14 protein-coding genes and 1 pseudogene are annotated in these 17940 nt (G+C 62.2%); 5 read left to right on the plus strand and 10 right to left on the minus strand.

Annotated elements, in window-relative coordinates; all coding sequences use genetic code 11:
- Nucleotides 1-547: 547 nt before the first annotated feature.
- Nucleotides 548-742, minus strand: a pseudogene (locus tag KHO23_RS35090) (alcohol dehydrogenase catalytic domain-containing protein); the annotation flags it as partial.
- Between the two features lie 366 nt (nt 743-1108).
- Here KHO23_RS35090 and KHO23_RS16670 point away from each other — a divergent pair.
- Complete coding sequence (locus KHO23_RS16670) at nt 1109-2497, plus strand: FAD-binding oxidoreductase (protein ID WP_211612321.1); 1389 nt, start codon at nt 1109-1111, stop codon at nt 2495-2497.
- A 197-nt stretch (nt 2498-2694) separates the two neighbouring features.
- Nucleotides 2695-3285, plus strand: coding sequence for a BPSL1445 family SYLF domain-containing lipoprotein (locus KHO23_RS16675; RefSeq protein WP_211612322.1), 591 nt, complete (start codon nt 2695-2697; stop codon nt 3283-3285).
- Nucleotides 3286-3374: 89 nt separating this feature from the next.
- On the opposite strand, the gene KHO23_RS16680 is transcribed toward KHO23_RS16675, so the two are convergent.
- Complete coding sequence (locus tag KHO23_RS16680; protein ID WP_211612442.1) at nt 3375-3914, minus strand: YbaK/EbsC family protein; 540 nt, start codon at nt 3912-3914, stop codon at nt 3375-3377.
- Nucleotides 3915-4113: 199 nt separating this feature from the next.
- On the opposite strand from KHO23_RS16680, the gene KHO23_RS16685 reads away from it, so the two are divergent.
- Together KHO23_RS16685 and KHO23_RS16690 are read left to right on the plus strand one after the other, a co-directional pair.
- On the plus strand, nt 4114-5439 hold the full coding sequence (locus KHO23_RS16685) for a YihY/virulence factor BrkB family protein (protein ID WP_211612323.1): 1326 nt from the start codon (nt 4114-4116) through the stop codon (nt 5437-5439).
- A 404-nt stretch (nt 5440-5843) separates the two neighbouring features.
- The gene (locus KHO23_RS16690; RefSeq protein ID WP_211612324.1) at nt 5844-7043 is read left to right on the plus strand and encodes a porin; all 1200 of its coding nucleotides are present in this window, start codon (nt 5844-5846) and stop codon (nt 7041-7043) included.
- Between the two features lie 236 nt (nt 7044-7279).
- Here KHO23_RS16690 and KHO23_RS16695 read toward each other — a convergent pair whose 3' ends face one another.
- The 8 genes from KHO23_RS16695 to pdxR form a co-directional block, all read right to left on the minus strand.
- A complete protein-coding gene (locus KHO23_RS16695) occupies nt 7280-8152 on the minus strand; it encodes a proteasome-type protease (RefSeq protein WP_211612325.1) in 873 nt (290 codons plus the stop codon).
- 72 nt (nt 8153-8224) lie between these two features.
- Complete coding sequence (locus tag KHO23_RS16700; protein ID WP_211612326.1) at nt 8225-9025, minus strand: transglutaminase family protein; 801 nt, start codon at nt 9023-9025, stop codon at nt 8225-8227.
- 13 nt (nt 9026-9038) lie between these two features.
- Complete coding sequence (locus tag KHO23_RS16705; RefSeq protein ID WP_211612327.1) at nt 9039-9989, minus strand: alpha-E domain-containing protein; 951 nt, start codon at nt 9987-9989, stop codon at nt 9039-9041.
- Between the two features lie 207 nt (nt 9990-10196).
- Nucleotides 10197-11606, minus strand: coding sequence for a circularly permuted type 2 ATP-grasp protein (locus KHO23_RS16710; protein WP_172169908.1), 1410 nt, complete (start codon nt 11604-11606; stop codon nt 10197-10199).
- 401 nt (nt 11607-12007) lie between these two features.
- On the minus strand, nt 12008-12463 hold the full coding sequence (locus KHO23_RS16715) for an HU family DNA-binding protein (protein WP_175048835.1): 456 nt from the start codon (nt 12461-12463) through the stop codon (nt 12008-12010).
- A 441-nt stretch (nt 12464-12904) separates the two neighbouring features.
- On the minus strand, nt 12905-13636 hold the full coding sequence (locus KHO23_RS16720; RefSeq protein ID WP_211612328.1) for a tetratricopeptide repeat protein: 732 nt from the start codon (nt 13634-13636) through the stop codon (nt 12905-12907).
- 32 nt (nt 13637-13668) lie between these two features.
- Nucleotides 13669-15723 (minus strand): bifunctional 2',3'-cyclic-nucleotide 2'-phosphodiesterase/3'-nucleotidase, encoded by a 2055-nt coding sequence (locus tag KHO23_RS16725; protein WP_211612329.1) that lies wholly within the window; start codon nt 15721-15723, stop codon nt 13669-13671.
- 187 nt (nt 15724-15910) lie between these two features.
- Entirely contained in the window at nt 15911-17389 is a 1479-nt protein-coding gene (gene pdxR, locus KHO23_RS16730) for a MocR-like pyridoxine biosynthesis transcription factor PdxR (protein WP_211612330.1), read from the minus strand.
- Between the two features lie 113 nt (nt 17390-17502).
- Here pdxR and KHO23_RS16735 point away from each other — a divergent pair, with 113 nt between their 5' ends.
- A complete protein-coding gene (locus KHO23_RS16735) occupies nt 17503-17940 on the plus strand; it encodes a carboxymuconolactone decarboxylase family protein (RefSeq protein WP_211612331.1) in 438 nt (145 codons plus the stop codon).

Consider the following 17940-nt stretch of genomic DNA (forward strand, 5'->3'; position numbering starts at 1 on the left):
AGAGCACAGCAGGGCCTGATAGAAGTTGAAGTTATGCGGGGCGCCGTCCGGCGACCGTGCGCTAGCCCACGCAAGGCGATAGCGATGACCTGTTTCCGATTAATTGCGTTGCCAGACTGTCAAATATCGTCAATTACCGCCGTGAAAAATGTTCTGACTTTTTGTTTGTAGATATGCAGTCCAAACTATTATTTTCATTTGATGTGCGAATCTCTTCATCATATGAATCGAATAGCCGCACGCGAACCTGTCACCCACAGACTGGCAATGTGAGAGAAGAGGAGCAGACGGTGACTCGAACAAACGTTTCGTATAAGTGTTTGTCCGAACACAAAAGAGAGTTTGCAAAGACGGGAGTGAGCGCAATCACACAGACAGTGCAATTCAAACGCGAGGCACGCGCCGTTACGCACATCGACGACTGCCTCTCAACGAGTGCCGTTTTTATCCGTGCGCCGTCCCACTGAGCGAACGAGAGAAAACCGCAATCTCATCGACAACAGAAAAGGAGATGCTTTTATCCGAACAATGCGTGCTGCTAACCGGCGACGCCCCTCATGTCGATTCCCAATACAGCCGGCAACGGATGTTTCGCGTGCCCGGCGGTGCCGGCGCGGATCTTGGTGTCGAGTGGATTCAGGCCGCTCGCGGCGATTCGCACCAGCACCTCACCGCGCGCAGGCTCGGGGCGCGGCAGTTCGGTAAGTTCGACCCTGCCGCACGGCGAGCCGGCGCAACACAATCAAGCCGGGTAGTGCGCCAGCCGGTGCGTCGCGATACCGCAAAAATGCCGCCTTCCGGCCACAGAAGTGTCGCCACGCAGCCACCACCGCGGCGCACAACCAACAGTTCTTCTCGCGGTCTTTCCCCGGAGCATTTCCACCATACGTAGCGGCCGCGACGGGCATGGCTCGCGCCGCAACGCGCGGACACTTGCAGCACGCGCTTTCGCGCCGCGTCGATCGCAGACGCGGGTTTACCTTCGTTTGAGTTAAGGAAGCAGGACCGTTTACTGGACGCAAAATGAACCTGTCCGGACGCTTTCAATTTACTTTGTTCAGCTGAATTGTGTTTTGAGTGCGTCTCCCATCATGTCTGGAGGTGTGTCATGGTTAGTGTGTCCAGCAGCGCCGCTGAAGAACTCAAAGCCGCGATCCGAGGCGAGCTGTTGCTGCCCGGCGACGCGGGTTTCGATACCGCCCGCAGCATCTGGAATGCCATGATCGACCGGCATCCGGCGATGATCCTGCGCTGCGCCGGCCTGGCCGACGTGCGCCGCGGCGTGGCATTCGCGCGCGACAACGGCCTGCCGCTGGCGGTGCGCAGCGGCGGCCATAACATCGCCGGCACCGCGCTGTGCGACGACGGCCTCGTGATCGACCTGTCGCCCATGAAATCCGTACATATCGATCCGGTAGCGCGGCGCGCCTATGTCGAACCCGGCGCGACGCTCGGCGATTTCGACCACGAAGCGCAAGCGTTCGGGCTCGCCACGCCGCTTGGCATCAACTCGACCACCGGTGTAGCGGGTTTAACACTCGGTGGCGGGTTCGGCTGGCTGAGCCGAAGATACGGCATGACCGTCGACAGTCTGATTTCAGCGGATGTGGTCACCGCCGACGGCGAGTTACTGCACGCGAGCGCCGATTCACATGATGATCTTTTTTGGGCGATTCGCGGCGGCGGCGGCAATTTCGGCGTCGTGACGCGCTTCGAATTCGCATTGCATCCGGTAGGGCCACTCGTATACGGCGGGCTCGTTGTGCTGCCGCTCGATCAGGCGAGGAATGCCCTGCTCCAGTACCGCACGGCTGTAAAGGACATGCCTGAGGAATTGAGCGTATGGGCGGTGCTGCGGCTTGCGCCACCGTTGCCGTTCCTGCCGCCCGAGGTGCACGGCAAGCCGGTCATCGTATTCGCGATGTGCTATTCGGGCCCCGTCGAAAACGGGCCGGCCGTGGTGGAGCCTGTACGCGGCTTCGGCACGCCGGTCGGCGAACAGCTTGGGCCGATGCCGTACGCCATGTGGCAGCAGGCGTTCGACCCGCTGCTTACGCCGGGGGCTCGCAACTACTGGAAGTCGCACAACCTCGACGGGATTCCGGACGGCCTCATCGATGCGCTGCTCGGCGCGATCGACAACCTGCCGTCGCCGCAATGCGAAATCTTCTTCGGGCAGATCGGTGCACAGACGAGCCGGGTGCCCGTCGAAGCCACGGCCTATTCGAGCCGCGACACGCAGTACGCGATGAACGTGCATAGCCGTTGGGATGACGCGAACGATGACGAGCGCTGCATTACCTGGGCTCGCGCTTTCTTCGACGCAGCCGCACCGTTCGCGCTAGGCAGCGTGTACGTCAACTTCATGACGCAGGAGGAAGGCGGCCGGGTGGCTGACGCGTATGGGCCAAACTACGAGCGTCTCGCCGCCGTGAAGAACCGCTACGACCCGCACAATCTGTTCCGCCACAATCAGAATATCCGCCCGGCGGCGTAGGGATCGGGGGACGCGGCGTCGAACGCCGTGAATCCCCGCGCGAACGTCTGCGTATCATGACAGTCTGATACCCAGGCCGTGACGTCAGGCACGCTACATGCTGGTTAGAAAATGTACGGGCCTGCCGGTGTCACGGCACCTGGCACCCAGTGTCAAATGAGAAATCGCAACCTTCATCACGCACAAGGAGAACAATCATGCGCAGACGACAATTCATCATGACCACGAGCGCCGCTTTGGCTACGGCGGGCCTGGGTCTCGCCGGCTGCACGACTACGTCACCGTCCTCGACCTCGTCGTCCTCGACGAACGCCAGCAAACGCGACACGATCAACGCCGGCGTCGATTCAACATTGTCACGTCTCTACGAGAATGTCACCGGCTCCCGTGAGCTGGTCGGCAAGGCGCGCGGCGTGCTCGTGTTCCCCTCGGTGATTTCGGCGGGCTTCTGGGTTGGCGGGCAATACGGCGAAGGCGCGTTGCGCGTGGCCGGACGCACGGCGGGCTATTACAGCACCGTCGCGGGCTCGTTCGGTTTGCAGATCGGCGCACAGTCCAAGGCGCTCATCTTCCTGTTCATGACGCAAGACGCGCTCAACAACTTCCTCGGCAGCCAGGGATGGGCGGCAGGCGCCGATGCAACAGTCGCCGTGCTGAAGGTTGGCGCGAACGGCGCGGTCGACACCTCGACCGCCACCAGCCCGGTCGAAGCTTTTGTGCTGACGAACGGCGGCTTGATGGCCGGTGTGTCGCTCGAAGGCACCAAGGTCTCTCGTCTGATCATCTGAGCAAACGCACTCGCCAGACGCAGTCAGTCACCGTCAGTCACCGCCAGTCGCCGCCATGCAGCCGCGCCGCCGGCTGCCTTCACGACGATTCACTCGACCGGCAGCGCAAGCGAGGCCACTTCACAGCGCGGCCACTGTTGCAGCACCTCGGGCGCCAATAACAATTTGGCCGCCCGAACCCCTGCCCCCATCACGATCTGAGCACGCTCCATGACGGCGGCGTCGACGAGAACGCGCCAGTCTTCCGGCAAGCCGAACGCCGTAATTCCGCCGAACTCCATCCCGCTATGCTCCACGGCGGCCTCCCGTTTGGCGAACGAGAGGCGCTGTGCCCCCAGCGCGGCTTTCACCGCGCCATTGATGTCGAGGCGCAGCGAACCCAGCGAGACCAGCGCCGCGTAGTGCTCGGCGCCCTCTTTTTTGTAGCGGACCACGATCGTGTTGGCGCAGTCCTCGAGACCAAAGCCGTAGCGCGCGCTAAATTCGGCGGTGTCCGAAGCGTCGTCGCTAACGGCAAATACGGTCACGCCCTGGGCGGGCAGATTGTCGACGACATGCGCCGGCAAATGTGCGCTCAATTGTTCCGTGGGAATGACGTCCAACTGCTTGATAAGTTCGTGCGAGTGCATGGTGCTCAACGTGTAAAGGTCCATCGGCATTCTAACGGCACACGTGCTTGCGGCGTATCGCGCCCACGTGCATGCAGCGCTTGTTATAGTGACAGACGCAAGGTTTGCGAAAGGCGTCGATGTAGAGGGCGCCGAGGCCACCTCAACGGCACGCACGCGGCGTATCTCGCGCCAGTATCCCCTTGAGAAAAAAACGACCATGGACACCGACACGCTTTCCGCCGAGAACCTCCAGTTGGTAGCCCGCAAGCAGGCCAGTTGGGCCATCAGCGCATTCAAACAGTTTGCCGACGACCGCTGCGCGGCCATGGCCGCCAGCATCGCCTTCTATGCGGCATTCTCACTCGCGCCCACGCTGGTCATGGTGATCGCCGTGGCGGGCTGGTTCTTCGGCGCGGCAGCCGCGCGCGGTGAACTGTTCACCCACATTCACGGCCTGCTCGGCGACCAGGCCGCCGCGGGCGTGCAAACCATCGTTGAGAACGCCCATCACAGCGGCAGCGCCGGTGGCATCGCGGCGATCATTTCATTCACGATGCTGGCGATCGGCGCATCGGCTACCTTTTCGTCGCTCAACAGCGCACTCAATCTAGTGTGGCCCTACACCGGGCCGCGCTCGTCGAGCGTGATCGCGATGGTGCGCGTGCGCCTGATTTCGTTCGGCCTGGTGCTCGGTGTCGCGTTCCTGCTGATCGTCTCGCTGGTGCTCGATACGGTCATCACCTTCATCGGCAAATGGCTGTGGGGCGACTCGCCGTACGTGGTGATCGGCAATCTGCTGCAGTTCGGCGTCGGCTTGCTGGTGCTGGCCTTCGCCTTTGCCGGCCTGCTGAAGTTTCTGCCGGACGCCAAGGTGCGCTGGCTCGATGCGTTCGTCGGCGGGATCGTCGCCGCCGTGCTGTTCTCGGCGGGCAAGAAGCTGTTCGCGCTTTATATCGCGCACGCCGGGATGGCGAGTTCGTTTGGCGCGGCCGGCTCGCTGGCCGTGCTGCTGATGTGGTTGTACTTCTCGGCCGCGGTGCTCCTGCTCGGCGCGGAGTTTTCGGCGGCGCGCGGGCGCATGCACGATCCACGCGGCGGATGGGGCATGCAGGACGAGTCGCCGCCCGGCAGCCGCGCCAAGCTCGCTTCCGTGCTGGCGGCGTCGACAGTCAGCGCGGGTGCCGTGCCTCGCATGGAAGACGGCGATGCCCGTGCTGCCGGATTGGCGCCTGCAACCGGAGCGGCATCAGCCTCGACACCTGCCGCCGCTACACCGGCTTCGGCTTTGCCGCAGGTGCAAACGCGAAAGGAGACGTCCGCGCGCGCCGCCGCGGTCAAGATCGGCCGCACCGTCGTCATTGCCGAAGCGCAGGCGACGCGCGTCGCCGCTGTCACGCTGGTCGAAGCGGGCCGCACGGCCGTCGCGGCCCATCGCTATGTCAGACGACATCCGTGGACTTCGGTGCTGTTTGCGGCGGCAGCCGGACTGGCCGTCGCGACCGTGGCGCGTCGCAACGGGGACGATGACGGCCGTCGCGAGTGAGGACTGAAGCGGCCACTCGGTCACAAGTGGCCGGCGCAGCGGTTGCGCCTGCTCACAGCGCATAAATTCTGTCCAGCGCGCCCGTCAAGCGCTACGCGACTCGATTTTTATATGGATGCTGCAAACAGGCGTCGAAATCTAGACGACTAGATTACAAAGGCCATTCAAACAAGTGTCTAAATTGCAGGTACCGGAGCCTTCACTGTCAACAAAACAACAATAATGCTCAGTCAACGAATAAATATTGCGAAAATAGCAACAATCGTTAACGGGCTTTAAATACAAGGCTTTGCGTCGATTGTCACTTTTTAGAGACACTCTTTTTTTTCCAGTTCTTGCCGGTTGAGGCAGTGAGCTATTCTCCTTTCCGCAACAACAAACTAATCATCTGCGTGGAGAATTGGATGAAACGAATCGCCCTGTCTACCCTCTCGCTGGCGCTTCTCGGCGCTACCGGCGTAGCACATGCTCAAAGCAGCGTGACCCTCTATGGCCTGATCGACGACTCGGTCCAGTACATTCACAACACCGTTGATGCTAGCGGCAAGAACGCCAACTCGGTGGGCCTCGCAGCCGGCAATCTGCAGGGCAGCCGCTGGGGCATGAAGGGTACGGAAGACCTGGGCGGCGGCCTGAAGACGATTTTCCAATTGGAAAGCGGCTTCAACCCGAACAACGGCAAGATGGGCAACTACAACGGCACGAACGCGCTGTTCGGCCGCCAGGCTTATGTTGGCCTGACGGGCGACTCGTGGGGTACCGCGACGATCGGCCGTCAATATGACCCGGTGGTCGACCTGGTTCAGCCGCTGACGGGTGACAACTACTTCGGTTCCACCTTCACAACGCCGGGCGACGTCGACAACAACGACAACTCCTCGCGCACGAACAGCGCTATCAAGTACACCTCGCCGGTGTGGGGCGGCTTCCAGTTCGAAGGCATGTACGCACTCGGCGGCGTGGCCGGTCAAACGGGTTCGGGCCAAACGTGGTCGGCCGCGGCAACCTATGCAACGGGTCCGTTCAGCATCGCTGCAGGCTACTTCCTCGCAGACAACAACTCGTCGGCAACGGCACGTAAGGTCAGCGCGGCAACGGGCGCGTCCTGGAGCAGCACGTCGGACGGCACGTTTGACGGTTCGCTGATCAACAACACGTACTCGTCGGCCAAGTCGATCGGTATCGCTCAAGTTGCAGCGCAATACGTCGCAGGTCCGTTCACGTTCGGTCTGCGTTACAGCAACGCACAGTACAAGCCGGACGGCGCATCGACGGGCTTCACGTCGAGCGAGAAGTACAACGTTGGCGGCGCGTACGTTGGCTATCAGGCAACGCCGGCAATGCTGGTGGGCCTCGGCTACATCTACACGAAGGCAAGCGGCGATACGTCGGCGACGTATAACCAGGTTTCGCTGGGTGCGGATTACTCGATTTCGAAGCGTACTGACTTCTACCTGGTTGGTGCCTACCAGCACGCAACGGGCAACCAACGTGCTGCAGACGGTTCCTCCGTTCAGGCAACGGCTTCGGTCGGTTCGTATGGCGTGACGTCGGCTTCGAGCTCGCAAGAAATCCTCAGCCTGGGTATCCGCCACAAGTTCTAATCGAGCTTGACAGACTGACTGCTGAAGCAATACGCAGTTGAAGACCAGCCACAGGCGATAAGCCCGTGGCTGGTTTTTTTTCGTCCGTTGGTTCTGACACGCGCGGCGTAGACCGGACCGTCCGGGTCACGCCGACTCAAACGAGCGAACTAAAAGAAAAGGCCGCCAGCAAGCCCTTAACAGGCTCGTGACGACCTTGCTGTGATGCTTCCGGCCGTAGCCCTACGCTGAGGCGCCTAGCGCCGCTGGGCCTTTCCTTTCTCCGCCTGCGCCAACGTCTGAGCCGGCTTCGCATCGAGCTCATGCTCCACGCCGTCCGCCCCCACCGGCGCACGATGCAGCACCAAGGCACGCTCGCGCTGCTGCAGCGGCACATTGGGCGAATCCTGCCAGTCCGGATCGGGAATCTCCCCGAATACCTGACGCAGCCGCTCGCCCCACGTACGGTGAATCATCTCGAAGTACGCATTGTCGTGATCAATCGAAACGAAACGCGTGACGCGCAGCGAATCTTTCTCGTAGACCAGCAAATCGAGCGGCAGACCCACGGAAAGATTCGACCGCAGCGTCGAATCCATCGAAATGAGCGCGCACTTGGCCGCTTCGTCGAGCGGCGTGGACGGCGTCAGCACCCGATCGATGATCGGCTTGCCGTACTTGGCCTCGCCGATCTGAAAATACGGGTTCACGGCCGACGCTTCAATGAAATTTCCGGCCGCGTAGATCATGAAGAGGCGCGACCGGTTGCCCGCGATCTGGCCGCCGAGAATGAAGCTGCAATTGAAGTCGACGCCGAATTCCTGCAACGCCTCGGCTTCGCGCTGATGCACGCCGCGCACCGCGCGGCCGATCACGCGGGCCGCGTCGGCCATGGTGGGCGCGTTCCAGAGCGTGGGCTGCGAAGGATCGGCGGGCTCGGACAGCTCGTGCAGCACCGCTTGAGTGAGCGACAGGTTGCCGGCGCCCAGCAGCACGAGCATGCGCTCGCCCGGCTGCTCGAACACCGACATCTTGCGCGCGGTGCTGATGTGATCGACGCCCGCGTTGGTGCGCGTGTCCGAAAGAAACACGAGCCCTTCGTCGACGCACATCGCGACACAGTAAGTCATAAGGAAAGGTACCCGCAAAAAACGACAGAACGGCGCTATTGTAATGCGACTCGCATGCGCCTTACCCCGCCGCTATTGCGGCTGTTGCCCACTGACCGTGACGGACACCTTCAACTGCTCCTCCAGCCCGCCAATACGCCGGCCGCGCACCGGTGCGGCCGCCTCGTAGTCGCGCGCCACGGCAAGCCGGCAGTAGATCTCGCTGGCAAACGCCGCATGCGTGACGTCGACGGAAATCCAGCCACGGCCGTCGAGCCATACGTCGACCCATGCGTGACTCGCGCCGTGCTCGACGTCGCCGGGTTCGATGTAGCCGCTCACGTAACGCGCCGGAATGCCGCGCGCGCGGCAGCAGGCCAGCATCAGGTGCGCATGGTCCTGGCACACGCCGTTGCCGAGCGCGAGCGCCTGCGCGGCCGTGCTGGTGACTTCGGTGATGCCGGGGTTGTACTTCACGCGCTGCAAGATCTGTTCGGACAACTCGATCAGATTGCTCGAACTCGCGAGGCTCGGCACCGATTGGGCCAGCTCGCGAATCGCCGCGTCGGCCTCCGTGAGACGCGTCGAGCAGGTGAAATGCTCCAGCGGAATCGGGCCGACGGCGTCGGGTAGTTGCCCATCGATCAGCGGAATCGTATCCACTTCGCCCGCTACATGCAGACGAATCTCGCCATGCGGCTTGTTGATGACGAGCGTATGCAGCACGTTGCCGTAGGCGTCGAAGGTGGCGTCGAGCTTGCCGGGCGCATCGATGCTCCAGCGCCGCACCACCTGCGAGGCACCGCTTGACGGCGTCAGACGCAATTGCTGGATCGAATAATGGACCGTCGCTTCGTAGCGATAGGACGTGTCGTGGCGGATCGTCAGGTACATATAAAAAACTCCGTCAGGCGACTGGCAACATCAGATAGGTACGCGCAACCAGATTGCCGAGCTCGAACACGCGAGCAAGGAACTGCGTCAGATAGGCGTGCAGGCCGGCTTCGAAAATCTGCCGGATGTCGGAGTACACCAGCTCGGCGCGCAGCTTGCCGGCAAACCGTTCGCATTGGTTCGAGCCGGACGTGCGCAGCATCGCCAGATTCGCACAGACACCCTCTAGCGACGCGAGCAGCGAGCGCGGCATCTGCTGGTTCAGGATCATCAATTCGACCACCCGCGCCGGCGTGACGACATCGCGATACACCTTGCGATAAATCTCCAGCGCCGACACCGAACTGAGAATCGAGGTCCAGTAATAGAAATCTTCGAGCTGGCGCGCGGCATCGCGTGAATTCGGCTCGACGTCTGCAAAGCGCACGTCGAGAATCCGCGCGGTGTTGTCGGCGCGTTCAAGAAAGGTGCCGAGCTGCGTGAAGAAAAACGCGTCGTCCTGCAGCGCGGTGCCGATCGTCACGCCGCGCGACAGATGCGAGCGGAATTTCACCCACTCGAATAACGCGCCCGGATTGCTCGACGCCTGGCCAGACGAGGCGCGTTCGTTGAACTCGAGCCAGGTGTCGTTGATGGTTTCCCACCATTCGGTCGTCAAGGTGCCGCGCACGGCGCGGGCGTTTTCGCGCGCGGCCTGCAAGCATGAGTGAATGCTCGATGGATTGGTCGCGTCGGCCACCATGAAATCGAGCACGTGTTCACGCGTCGGTTCGTCGTAGCGTTGCGCGAAAGCAGATTCGAGTTCGGAGATGCGCAGCACCGAGCGTTGGGCGCGCGCCTCCTGTTCGGGCGTTTGCGGCAACAGCAACGCCTTCAGGTTGATATCGAGCATGCGGGCGGTGTTCTCCGCGCGCTCCATGTAACGGGCCATCCAGAAGAGGTGATCGGCAGTTCGGCTTAGCATGACGGCGTTCCGTATCTGATGACGCGAGACCTTTGCAACGGTAAAAGGTCCGCGCGGGTTATCCGTGTGCGCCGGCGGCAATTCGATGCCTATGCCGGTGCGTCAGTTTGCGGGACGCGGTTGCCTGCCTGGCTACAGGAGCTGCTGCCTGACTGCTGCATCAGAGCTGTTACGTGAGCCACCGCAGCAACCGCGCTGGCAACCGTGTCAGTCGACCATCCACGTGTCTTTAGTCCCGCCCCCCTGCGACGAATTGACGACGAGCGAGCCTTCCTGCAAGGCCACGCGCGTGAGACCGCCCGCGCACATCGTCACGCTCTTGCCGGACAGCACGAAGGGCCGCAAGTCGATATGGCGCGGCGCGATGCCCGATTCGACAAAGGTCGGGCACGCGGAGAGCGCCAGCGTGGGTTGCGCGATATAGCCCGCGGGCCGCGCAATCAGGCGCTCGCGGAACGACTCGATTTCGGCTTTCGTCGACGCCGGCCCCACCAGCATCCCGTAGCCACCCGCGCCGTGCACTTCCTTCACGACCAGCTCGGGCAGATGCGCGAGCGTGTAGGCGAGATCGTCAGGCTTGCGGCACTGGAACGTGGGAACGTTGTTGAGGATCGGCTTCTCGCCAAGGTAAAACTCGATCATTTCCGGCACGTACGGGTAGATCGATTTGTCGTCGGCGATGCCGGTGCCCATGGCGTTCGCGAGCGCGACACGTCCGGCGCGATACGCGGTCAGAAGACCCGGCACGCCCAGCGCCGAATCATTGCGGAAGGCGAGCGGATCGAGAAAATCGTCGTCCACGCGGCGATAGATCACGTCGACGCGCTTCGGCCCCTGCGTGGTGCGCATGAACACATAGTTGTCGTCGACGAACAGATCCTTGCCTTCCACCAGTTCGACGCCCATCTGCTGCGCGAGAAAGGTGTGCTCGAAATACGCCGAGTTGTACATGCCCGGCGTGAGCACCACCACCACCGGATCGTCGACACCTTCCGGCGCCACCGAGCGCAGTGTGTCGAGCAGCAGATCGGGATAATGCGCGACCGGCGCGATGCGGTTCTGCACGAATAGCTCAGGGAAAAGCCGCATCATCATCTTGCGGTTTTCGAGCATATAGGACACGCCCGACGGCACCCGCAGGTTGTCTTCGAGCACGTAGAAGTCGCCCTCGTCGCCCGCGCGCACCACGTCGACCCCGGCGATATGCGCGTAAACACCGAGCGGCACATTAACGCCCTGCATTTCAGGCCGGTATTGCGCGTTGGTATAGACCTGTTCGGCCGGCACGATACCGGCGCGCACAATGTTGCGATCGTGATAGACGTCGTGGATAAACAGATTGAGCGCCTGCACCCGCTGGCGCAAACCGGCCTCCAGCGTCTGCCATTCGCTGCGCGGAATGATGCGCGGAATCAGATCGAAGGGAATCAGCCGCTCGGTGCCGGACAAATCGCCGTTCACCGCGAAGGTGATGCCGACCCGGCGAAACAGCAGGTCGGCTTCCGCACGCTTGCGTGCGATCGCCTCGTTGCCCTGCTTCACCAGCCACCGCTCAAAGCGCGCGTAGTGTGGCCGCACGGCATCGTCATGATGACGCATCTCGTCATAGCATCGCATGTCACGCCCCGCTCTTGTTGTCGGATAGAAGGCGAATGCGCTGCGCATTCGGTGTTCGACAATCGTTCAAGCAAGCGCTATGCCATTGAGCTTTTTCGCGTGCTGAACACGGTGCATGCACGCTAAGAGCGCATCCCGACCGGCATGGCCTCGTTGCCATCGTACTGCGGCGGCCCATGATGCGCTAGTACGGTGCATAGGGGGCACCGAGGCGGACGGCGGCGCGTTCGCCAATCCACCGCGGGCGCGCATGAAAAAATCCCCGTGGATTCGCATCCACGGGGATTCGGACAACTCGCACTGCGGGTCGGCTCAAACGTTAACGTTGGTTAAAAGCGCAAGGTTCAAAACGCACCGTTAAAAACCCGCGCTCAAAAACCGCGGCAACGCATGAAGCTCGATCAGCCTGCTGCTGCGTCTTTCAGCTTCTTCAGCGGACGTGCCTTGATGCGCACGCTAGCCGGCTTGGCCGGGAACCAACGCTCTTCGCCCGAGAACGGGTCTTTGCCGAAGCGCTTCTTCTTCGCCGGCACAGCTTGCACGACGATCTTCAGAAGACCCGACAGCGTGAATTCGCCAGCGCCCTTCTTGTGCACAGCGCCGAGGATCGTGTCTTCGAGCGCGGCCAGCACAGCCTTGGCGGTCTTCGGTTCCACAGCGGCGCGTTCAGCGACGTGTGCAGCCAGCGAGGCCTTCGTGAAGGTGTCCTTGATCGGCGACGGAGCGCTGGAAGCCTTCACGGCGACCTTCTTAGCTGCGACGGCCTTCTTCGCAGGAACAACTTTCTTTGCAGCAACCTTCTTGGTCGGTACCGGGGCAGCAGCCTTCTTGGCCACCTTTTTTGCGGAAGTCGGCATGTTTCTCCTACCTGTAGTGGTCAGTGAATTGCACGAAGCGCATACGGTATGTGCACGCTTCAACGCCGGATTCTACAAGCGCTAATACGATTTGCGCGACTCTTTTGTGTATAACAGCGAAGGTTTGTTGCGCGGCGCAGACTGCGCAACACATTTTGATCCTTGTTTTAGCGGGTAAACGTGCGTCGGAGCGCAACGGCCAGGTCCACAACACGAACACGTAACGTGCGTTACAAGCCATTTCGATACGTGAATAACGGCACTTTTGGCGTCGGACGATCTCTCGTGGATGGCGACTCGATGGCCCAGCCCTGGTTCGCCGACACGCTCACGACGCCGATTCACGCGGCGGAAAAAACACGCCCCCTGCAGCGAAAGTCTCTGCAGGGGGCGGCTAACGTTGCTCTGCGACAGAAAATCGCAGGCCGTTTCAACGCGCGTTCATGGCCGGCTGACGTGCTTCAGATCGTGCTCGCTCTCTTTCACATGAGCCCAGTACGCATCTTCGTCGCGCGCCATGCCGAGCTCGCCGTTGCGATAGGCGATCGCCAGCGCCAGATTGGCCTCGGGTAACTCCGCATTGGCCGCGCGTGTCAGCCATTGCAGCGCCAGCGCGTCGTCGTGCGGCAGCGCCGTGCCGAAGCGATACTCGTTGGCGAGCTGGAATTGCGCGAGCGGCACGCCCGCTTGCGCTGCCTGTTCCAGCCAGCGAATCGCCAGGTCGGGATCGCGCGCCACGCCGTAGCCGTTGCGATAAAGCGTCGACAGATCGTAAGCAGCTTGCGGATCATGCGACGCAACCGCGCTCAACCAGCGGCGGCTTTCCACGTAATCCGGCGCGATCCCGGGCAGCCCGCGCAACAGCAGATGTCCGAGCGTGCCTTGTGCGCTCGGCACAGCGTCGCGCGCAAGCTGGCGATACAAGGCCACGCCTTCGCGCCGCTCGTCGCGGTGCGCCGAACTCACCAGCACGTCGGCCAAAGCCTCACGCGCCGCCGCGTTGCCGAACGCCGCGGCAAGGCGCAGCCGCCACACCGGCCAGGCGGCATGCGTGGCCGCGCCCTGCATCTGCCAATCTTCGATCTGCACGCTGGATACGCGCGTGGCCGCGACCGTGGCGACCGTGGCGAGTGTTCCGGCAGCGATCGCGACAGCCACCGCAAGGCTCGCCACCCCAGCCGCCGGCCTCAAGGAAAAGCGCGCCGTCATTGGTTGAGATTCACCGAGTAGACCGCGAGCCCCTTGCCGGTGCCGTCGTCCGCCTGAAGCTGGGTGACGTTGGCGATACCGTTGGTCTGCGCGAGCGCCACCAGGTTCGGCGCCGCCTTGAAGGTCACCTGCCCGGCCGTCGCCACCTTCGTGAAGCGCCAGCTACGATCGCTGCCGTTGTTCGCCGTCTTGATGGCCTGCACTTTCTTGATGTAGGCGATCAGGACGTCGCGGCTCGCATCCGGTGAGGCGTAAATCGTCTTGCTGCCGTCCAGCCCCGGAAAATTGCCGCCGCCGCTCGCGCGATAGTTGTTGGTCGCGACAATGAACGATTGCGACTCCGAGATCGCCGCGCCCTGATATTTCAGGTTGCGGATCCGGCTGCCGACTGCCTGGGTGACGTCGATTTCGTAGCTGAAATCCTTCGACGTGATCATGTCGAAGTTGTAACCCGGATAGGTGCTGACCAGCGCCTGCGCCGCCGTGTTCGCCGGATCGATCTTGTTGAAACGCTTCGCCGCGGTTTCGAGCCAGGCCTTGAGATCGGCGCCCGTCACCTTCACCGCGTAGATCGTGTTCGGATAGAGGTAGAGGTCGGCGGCGTTGTTGATTGCGACATTTCCCTGCGCGACGTCGGTGAAATCGTTGCCGCCGCCAAAGCCGCTCTTGAACGGCGCGCTCACCGACAACACCGGAATACCCGCATATTGCGGCAGATTCGCCGCGATGTAGTCCTGCACGTAGGCCGCCTGCGCCTGATTGACGATCTCGATGGCCGAGACGTCGCCCACGTCGGCGAAGTAGGTGCTCATGCGGAAATTGGTCGTGCCGATCGGTGTTTTCACATAGTTGATGGTCGCGCTGTGTTCGGCCGCGATCGCCTGCGAGATCGCCGGATCGACCGCCACGTAGCTGTTATCCGCGTTCTGGATCGAGCGGGCTTCCGCCGTGCTCGAATTACGGTCCACCGTCCACGTGCCGTTCGTGTAGTTCAGTGCGAGCTTGATCACACCGAGATGCTTGCCCCAGAAATTCGCCATCACAGTCGGCACGCCGTTGACGGTGCCCTTCACTTTGTCCACGCCCGGCAGGTTAAATTGCGTGACCGTGCTGTTCTTGTCGGGGAACACCTGATGCGAGTGGCCGATCAGCATCGCGTCGATGCCGGGCACCTTCGAAAGATAGTAGCTGCCGTTTTCCATCGACGGCGAATAGGTCGAATTGTCGAGCCCGCCATGCGACATCGCGACGATGATCTGCGCACCCTTCGCCTTCATTTCCGGCACGTACTTCGATGCGCTTTCCACCAGCCCTTGCGTGTAAACATTACCGTCGAGCCAGCGCTTGTCCCACGCCATGATCGCCGGCGGCGTAAAGCCGATCACGCCGATTTTCACGGGTGCGCTGACGGTCTTGCCGTCGGGCGTGGTGGCGCTCAGCGTGCGCTCGAGGATCGTGTACGGCTTGAAAATCGGTTGCTGCGACTTCGCGCCGAGCACGTTGGACAGCACCAGCGGAAAGTTCGGCCCCGAGCATGCCGGTTGCGACGCGACCGGGCTCATGTTCGGCACGTCGAACGCGCTGCCGGTCACTTGTGCGAGGAACGGCAGGCCGTAGTTGAATTCGTGATTGCCGATAGTGCCGGCGTCGTACTTCAGCAGGTTCATCACCTTGTAGACGCCGAGTGTCGTCTTGCAATCGATCGGCGCGACCTGCGCCTGGTAGTCGGCGAGCGCGGTGCCCTGGATCGTGTCGCCGTCGTCGAGCAACATCGTGTTCGGGAATTCCTTGCGCGCCGCCGCGATCAGCGTCGCCGTGCGTTCCAGACCGAGGGACTTGTCTTCGGCCAGCTTGTAATAGTCGTAGCTGAGGAGATTGGTGTGGATGTCGGTGGTTTCCAGCAAGGCGAGCGTCGCCTTCGTGCCGTTCGCCACTTGCGGCTGTGACGGCGTCGTCTCAAGGTCGCTGCTGCATGCCGTGATGCCGATCGCGCTTACCACGCCTAATGCGCCCAGCGCACCCTGGACACCGGTTGCGCGAAGCGCGCGCATCTTCTTTCCTGCCATAAACGTCACTCGCATCCCTACTGCCCTCCGGTTTGTTGTGTTGTCGTGCCGGTCCATCCGGGCCGGCGTTGCATTACAAACAATTACAGAGGCGCAAGGTTACGGTCGCTTTATGACACTGATTTGTATGGTGTTAGATAGGTTTAAGTAATATTGACAGCGCTTCGGGTTATCAGCGCGTAAGGCGAGGCAGGATGTCGGCGAGCTTAGTGAGTGCCGCGTCGATGTGCTCCTCTGCAATGTTGCCGTAGCCGAACATCAAGCTGGGCTCCGGCTTCGCGCGCTGATAAAACGGCGCGAGTCCGTACAAACCGATCGACGCTTCGCGCGCGGCGCTCACCACCGCCTCCTCGGTCAACGGCGCCTTTAGCCGCGTTGCCATATGGATGCCGGCGGTTGGCACGATCGGATCGAACCACGGCGCGAGATCGCCCTGCAGATGCTTGAGCAGCATCGCGCGGCGGCCCGCATAGATCTTGTGCATGCGCCGCAGGTGCTTGGCGAAGTCGCCGTTGAGCATGAAAGTCGCGAGCGCGGTTTGCGTGAGCGTGCAGCCGTGCCAGTCGGCGATCTGGCGGGCCTTGAAAAGCGGCGCGTATAGCGATGTGGGCGGCACCACGTAACCGACCCGCAACTCCGGGAAGATCGTCTTCGAAAACGTGCCCACGTAAGCAACGAGACCGGCGCGGTCGAGACTTTTCAGCGGCTCCATCGGCCGGCCTTCGAAACGGTACTCGCAGTCGTAATCGTCCTCGATGATCACGGCGCCGCGTTTCTGCGCCCATTCGAGCAACTCGACGCGCCGCTCGAGACTCATCGGCATGCCAAGCGGGAACTGATGCGAGGGCGTCACGTAGACGAGCCGCGCCTTGTCCGGGAGCTTGCTCACGATCAGGCCTTCGTGGTCCACCGGCACCGGCACCACGCGTGCCCCCGTGGCCATGAAGCACGCCCGGGCCGGCGGATAGCCGGGGTCTTCGAGCGCCGCGATCTCGCCGGGCCGCAACGTGATGCGCGCGATCAGATCGAGCGCGTGCTGGGCGCCTTGAGTAACAATCACGTCGTCCCAGTTGCTCGTGACCGCGCGATTGAACGCCAGGTAGCGCGAAATCGCGAGTCGCAACTCCTGCTCGCCCGCCGCGTCGCGATACGTGCCTGTACCACGCGCCTGCACACGCAAGGCGTGGTTCACGCAGCGGCGCCAGACGTCGAAGGGGAACAGCGATTTGTCAGTCGCGCCGCCAATGAAATCGTGCGGCGAGGCCACGGTGGGCTTCGGCAACGGCAAGTTTTCAGGCATCTGCTCCCACAGCGGCTGGGCTCGCGCCGCAGCTTTCTGTTTCGCCTTCGCCCGCTCGGGCGCGGAGTCGGCGGCCAGTGCATGCGACGAGCGCTCCACCGGCAGACGCTCGAGGCCGTCAGCGACGAAAGTGCCCGAGCCGGCGCGGGCACTCAGATAGCCTTCCGAAAGGAGTCGTTCGAAAACCTCGAGCGTGGTCTTGCGCGAGACGCCCAGTTGCGTGGCGAGATCGCGCGTGGAAGGCAACCGCGTCCCGCCGGCGAGCCGCCCTTCGAGTATGCCGGCACGCAACTGCCGGTAGATCTGTCCGGACAGATCGTGACGGCCTTCGACCGCGATATGGATTTCCATCCGAGTGGTTACCTTAAATATCCGGGAAATGGTTATTTCGAAAGACCAATACCAACCGTAAGCTTACCTCCGTCGCCGCCATCGGAGCGGACACTTACGATAAGGAACAGCTCATGCAACCGCGTCTCGACTTCTACAAAGCCAGCCCGAGCGGCACCCGCGCGATGATCTCGCTCGAAGAAACCATCAGCAAAAGCACGATCGACAAACCGCTCGCGGAACTGGTGCGGATCCGCGCGTCGCAACTGAACGGCTGTGCGTTCTGCCTGGATATGCACGTGACGGACGCGCGCAAGCACGGCGAAACGGAACGGCGTCTGGCAACGGTGGCGGCGTGGCGCGAAGCGCCGTTCTTCACCGAGCGCGAGCGCGCGGCGCTCGAATGGACCGAATCGGTCACGCTGGTCGCGCAAACGCGCGTGCCGGATGAAGTGTGGGAAGCGGTGAAGCCGCATTTCACCGAGCAGGAGATTGGCGACCTGACCTTGCTGATCATTGCGATCAACGGCTGGAACCGGATTGCGGTTTCGTTCCGGAAAATGCCGGAGTAA

The sequence above is a fragment of the Paraburkholderia haematera genome, from assembly GCF_905220975.1.
Classification (GTDB): Bacteria; Pseudomonadota; Gammaproteobacteria; order Burkholderiales; family Burkholderiaceae; genus Paraburkholderia; species Paraburkholderia haematera.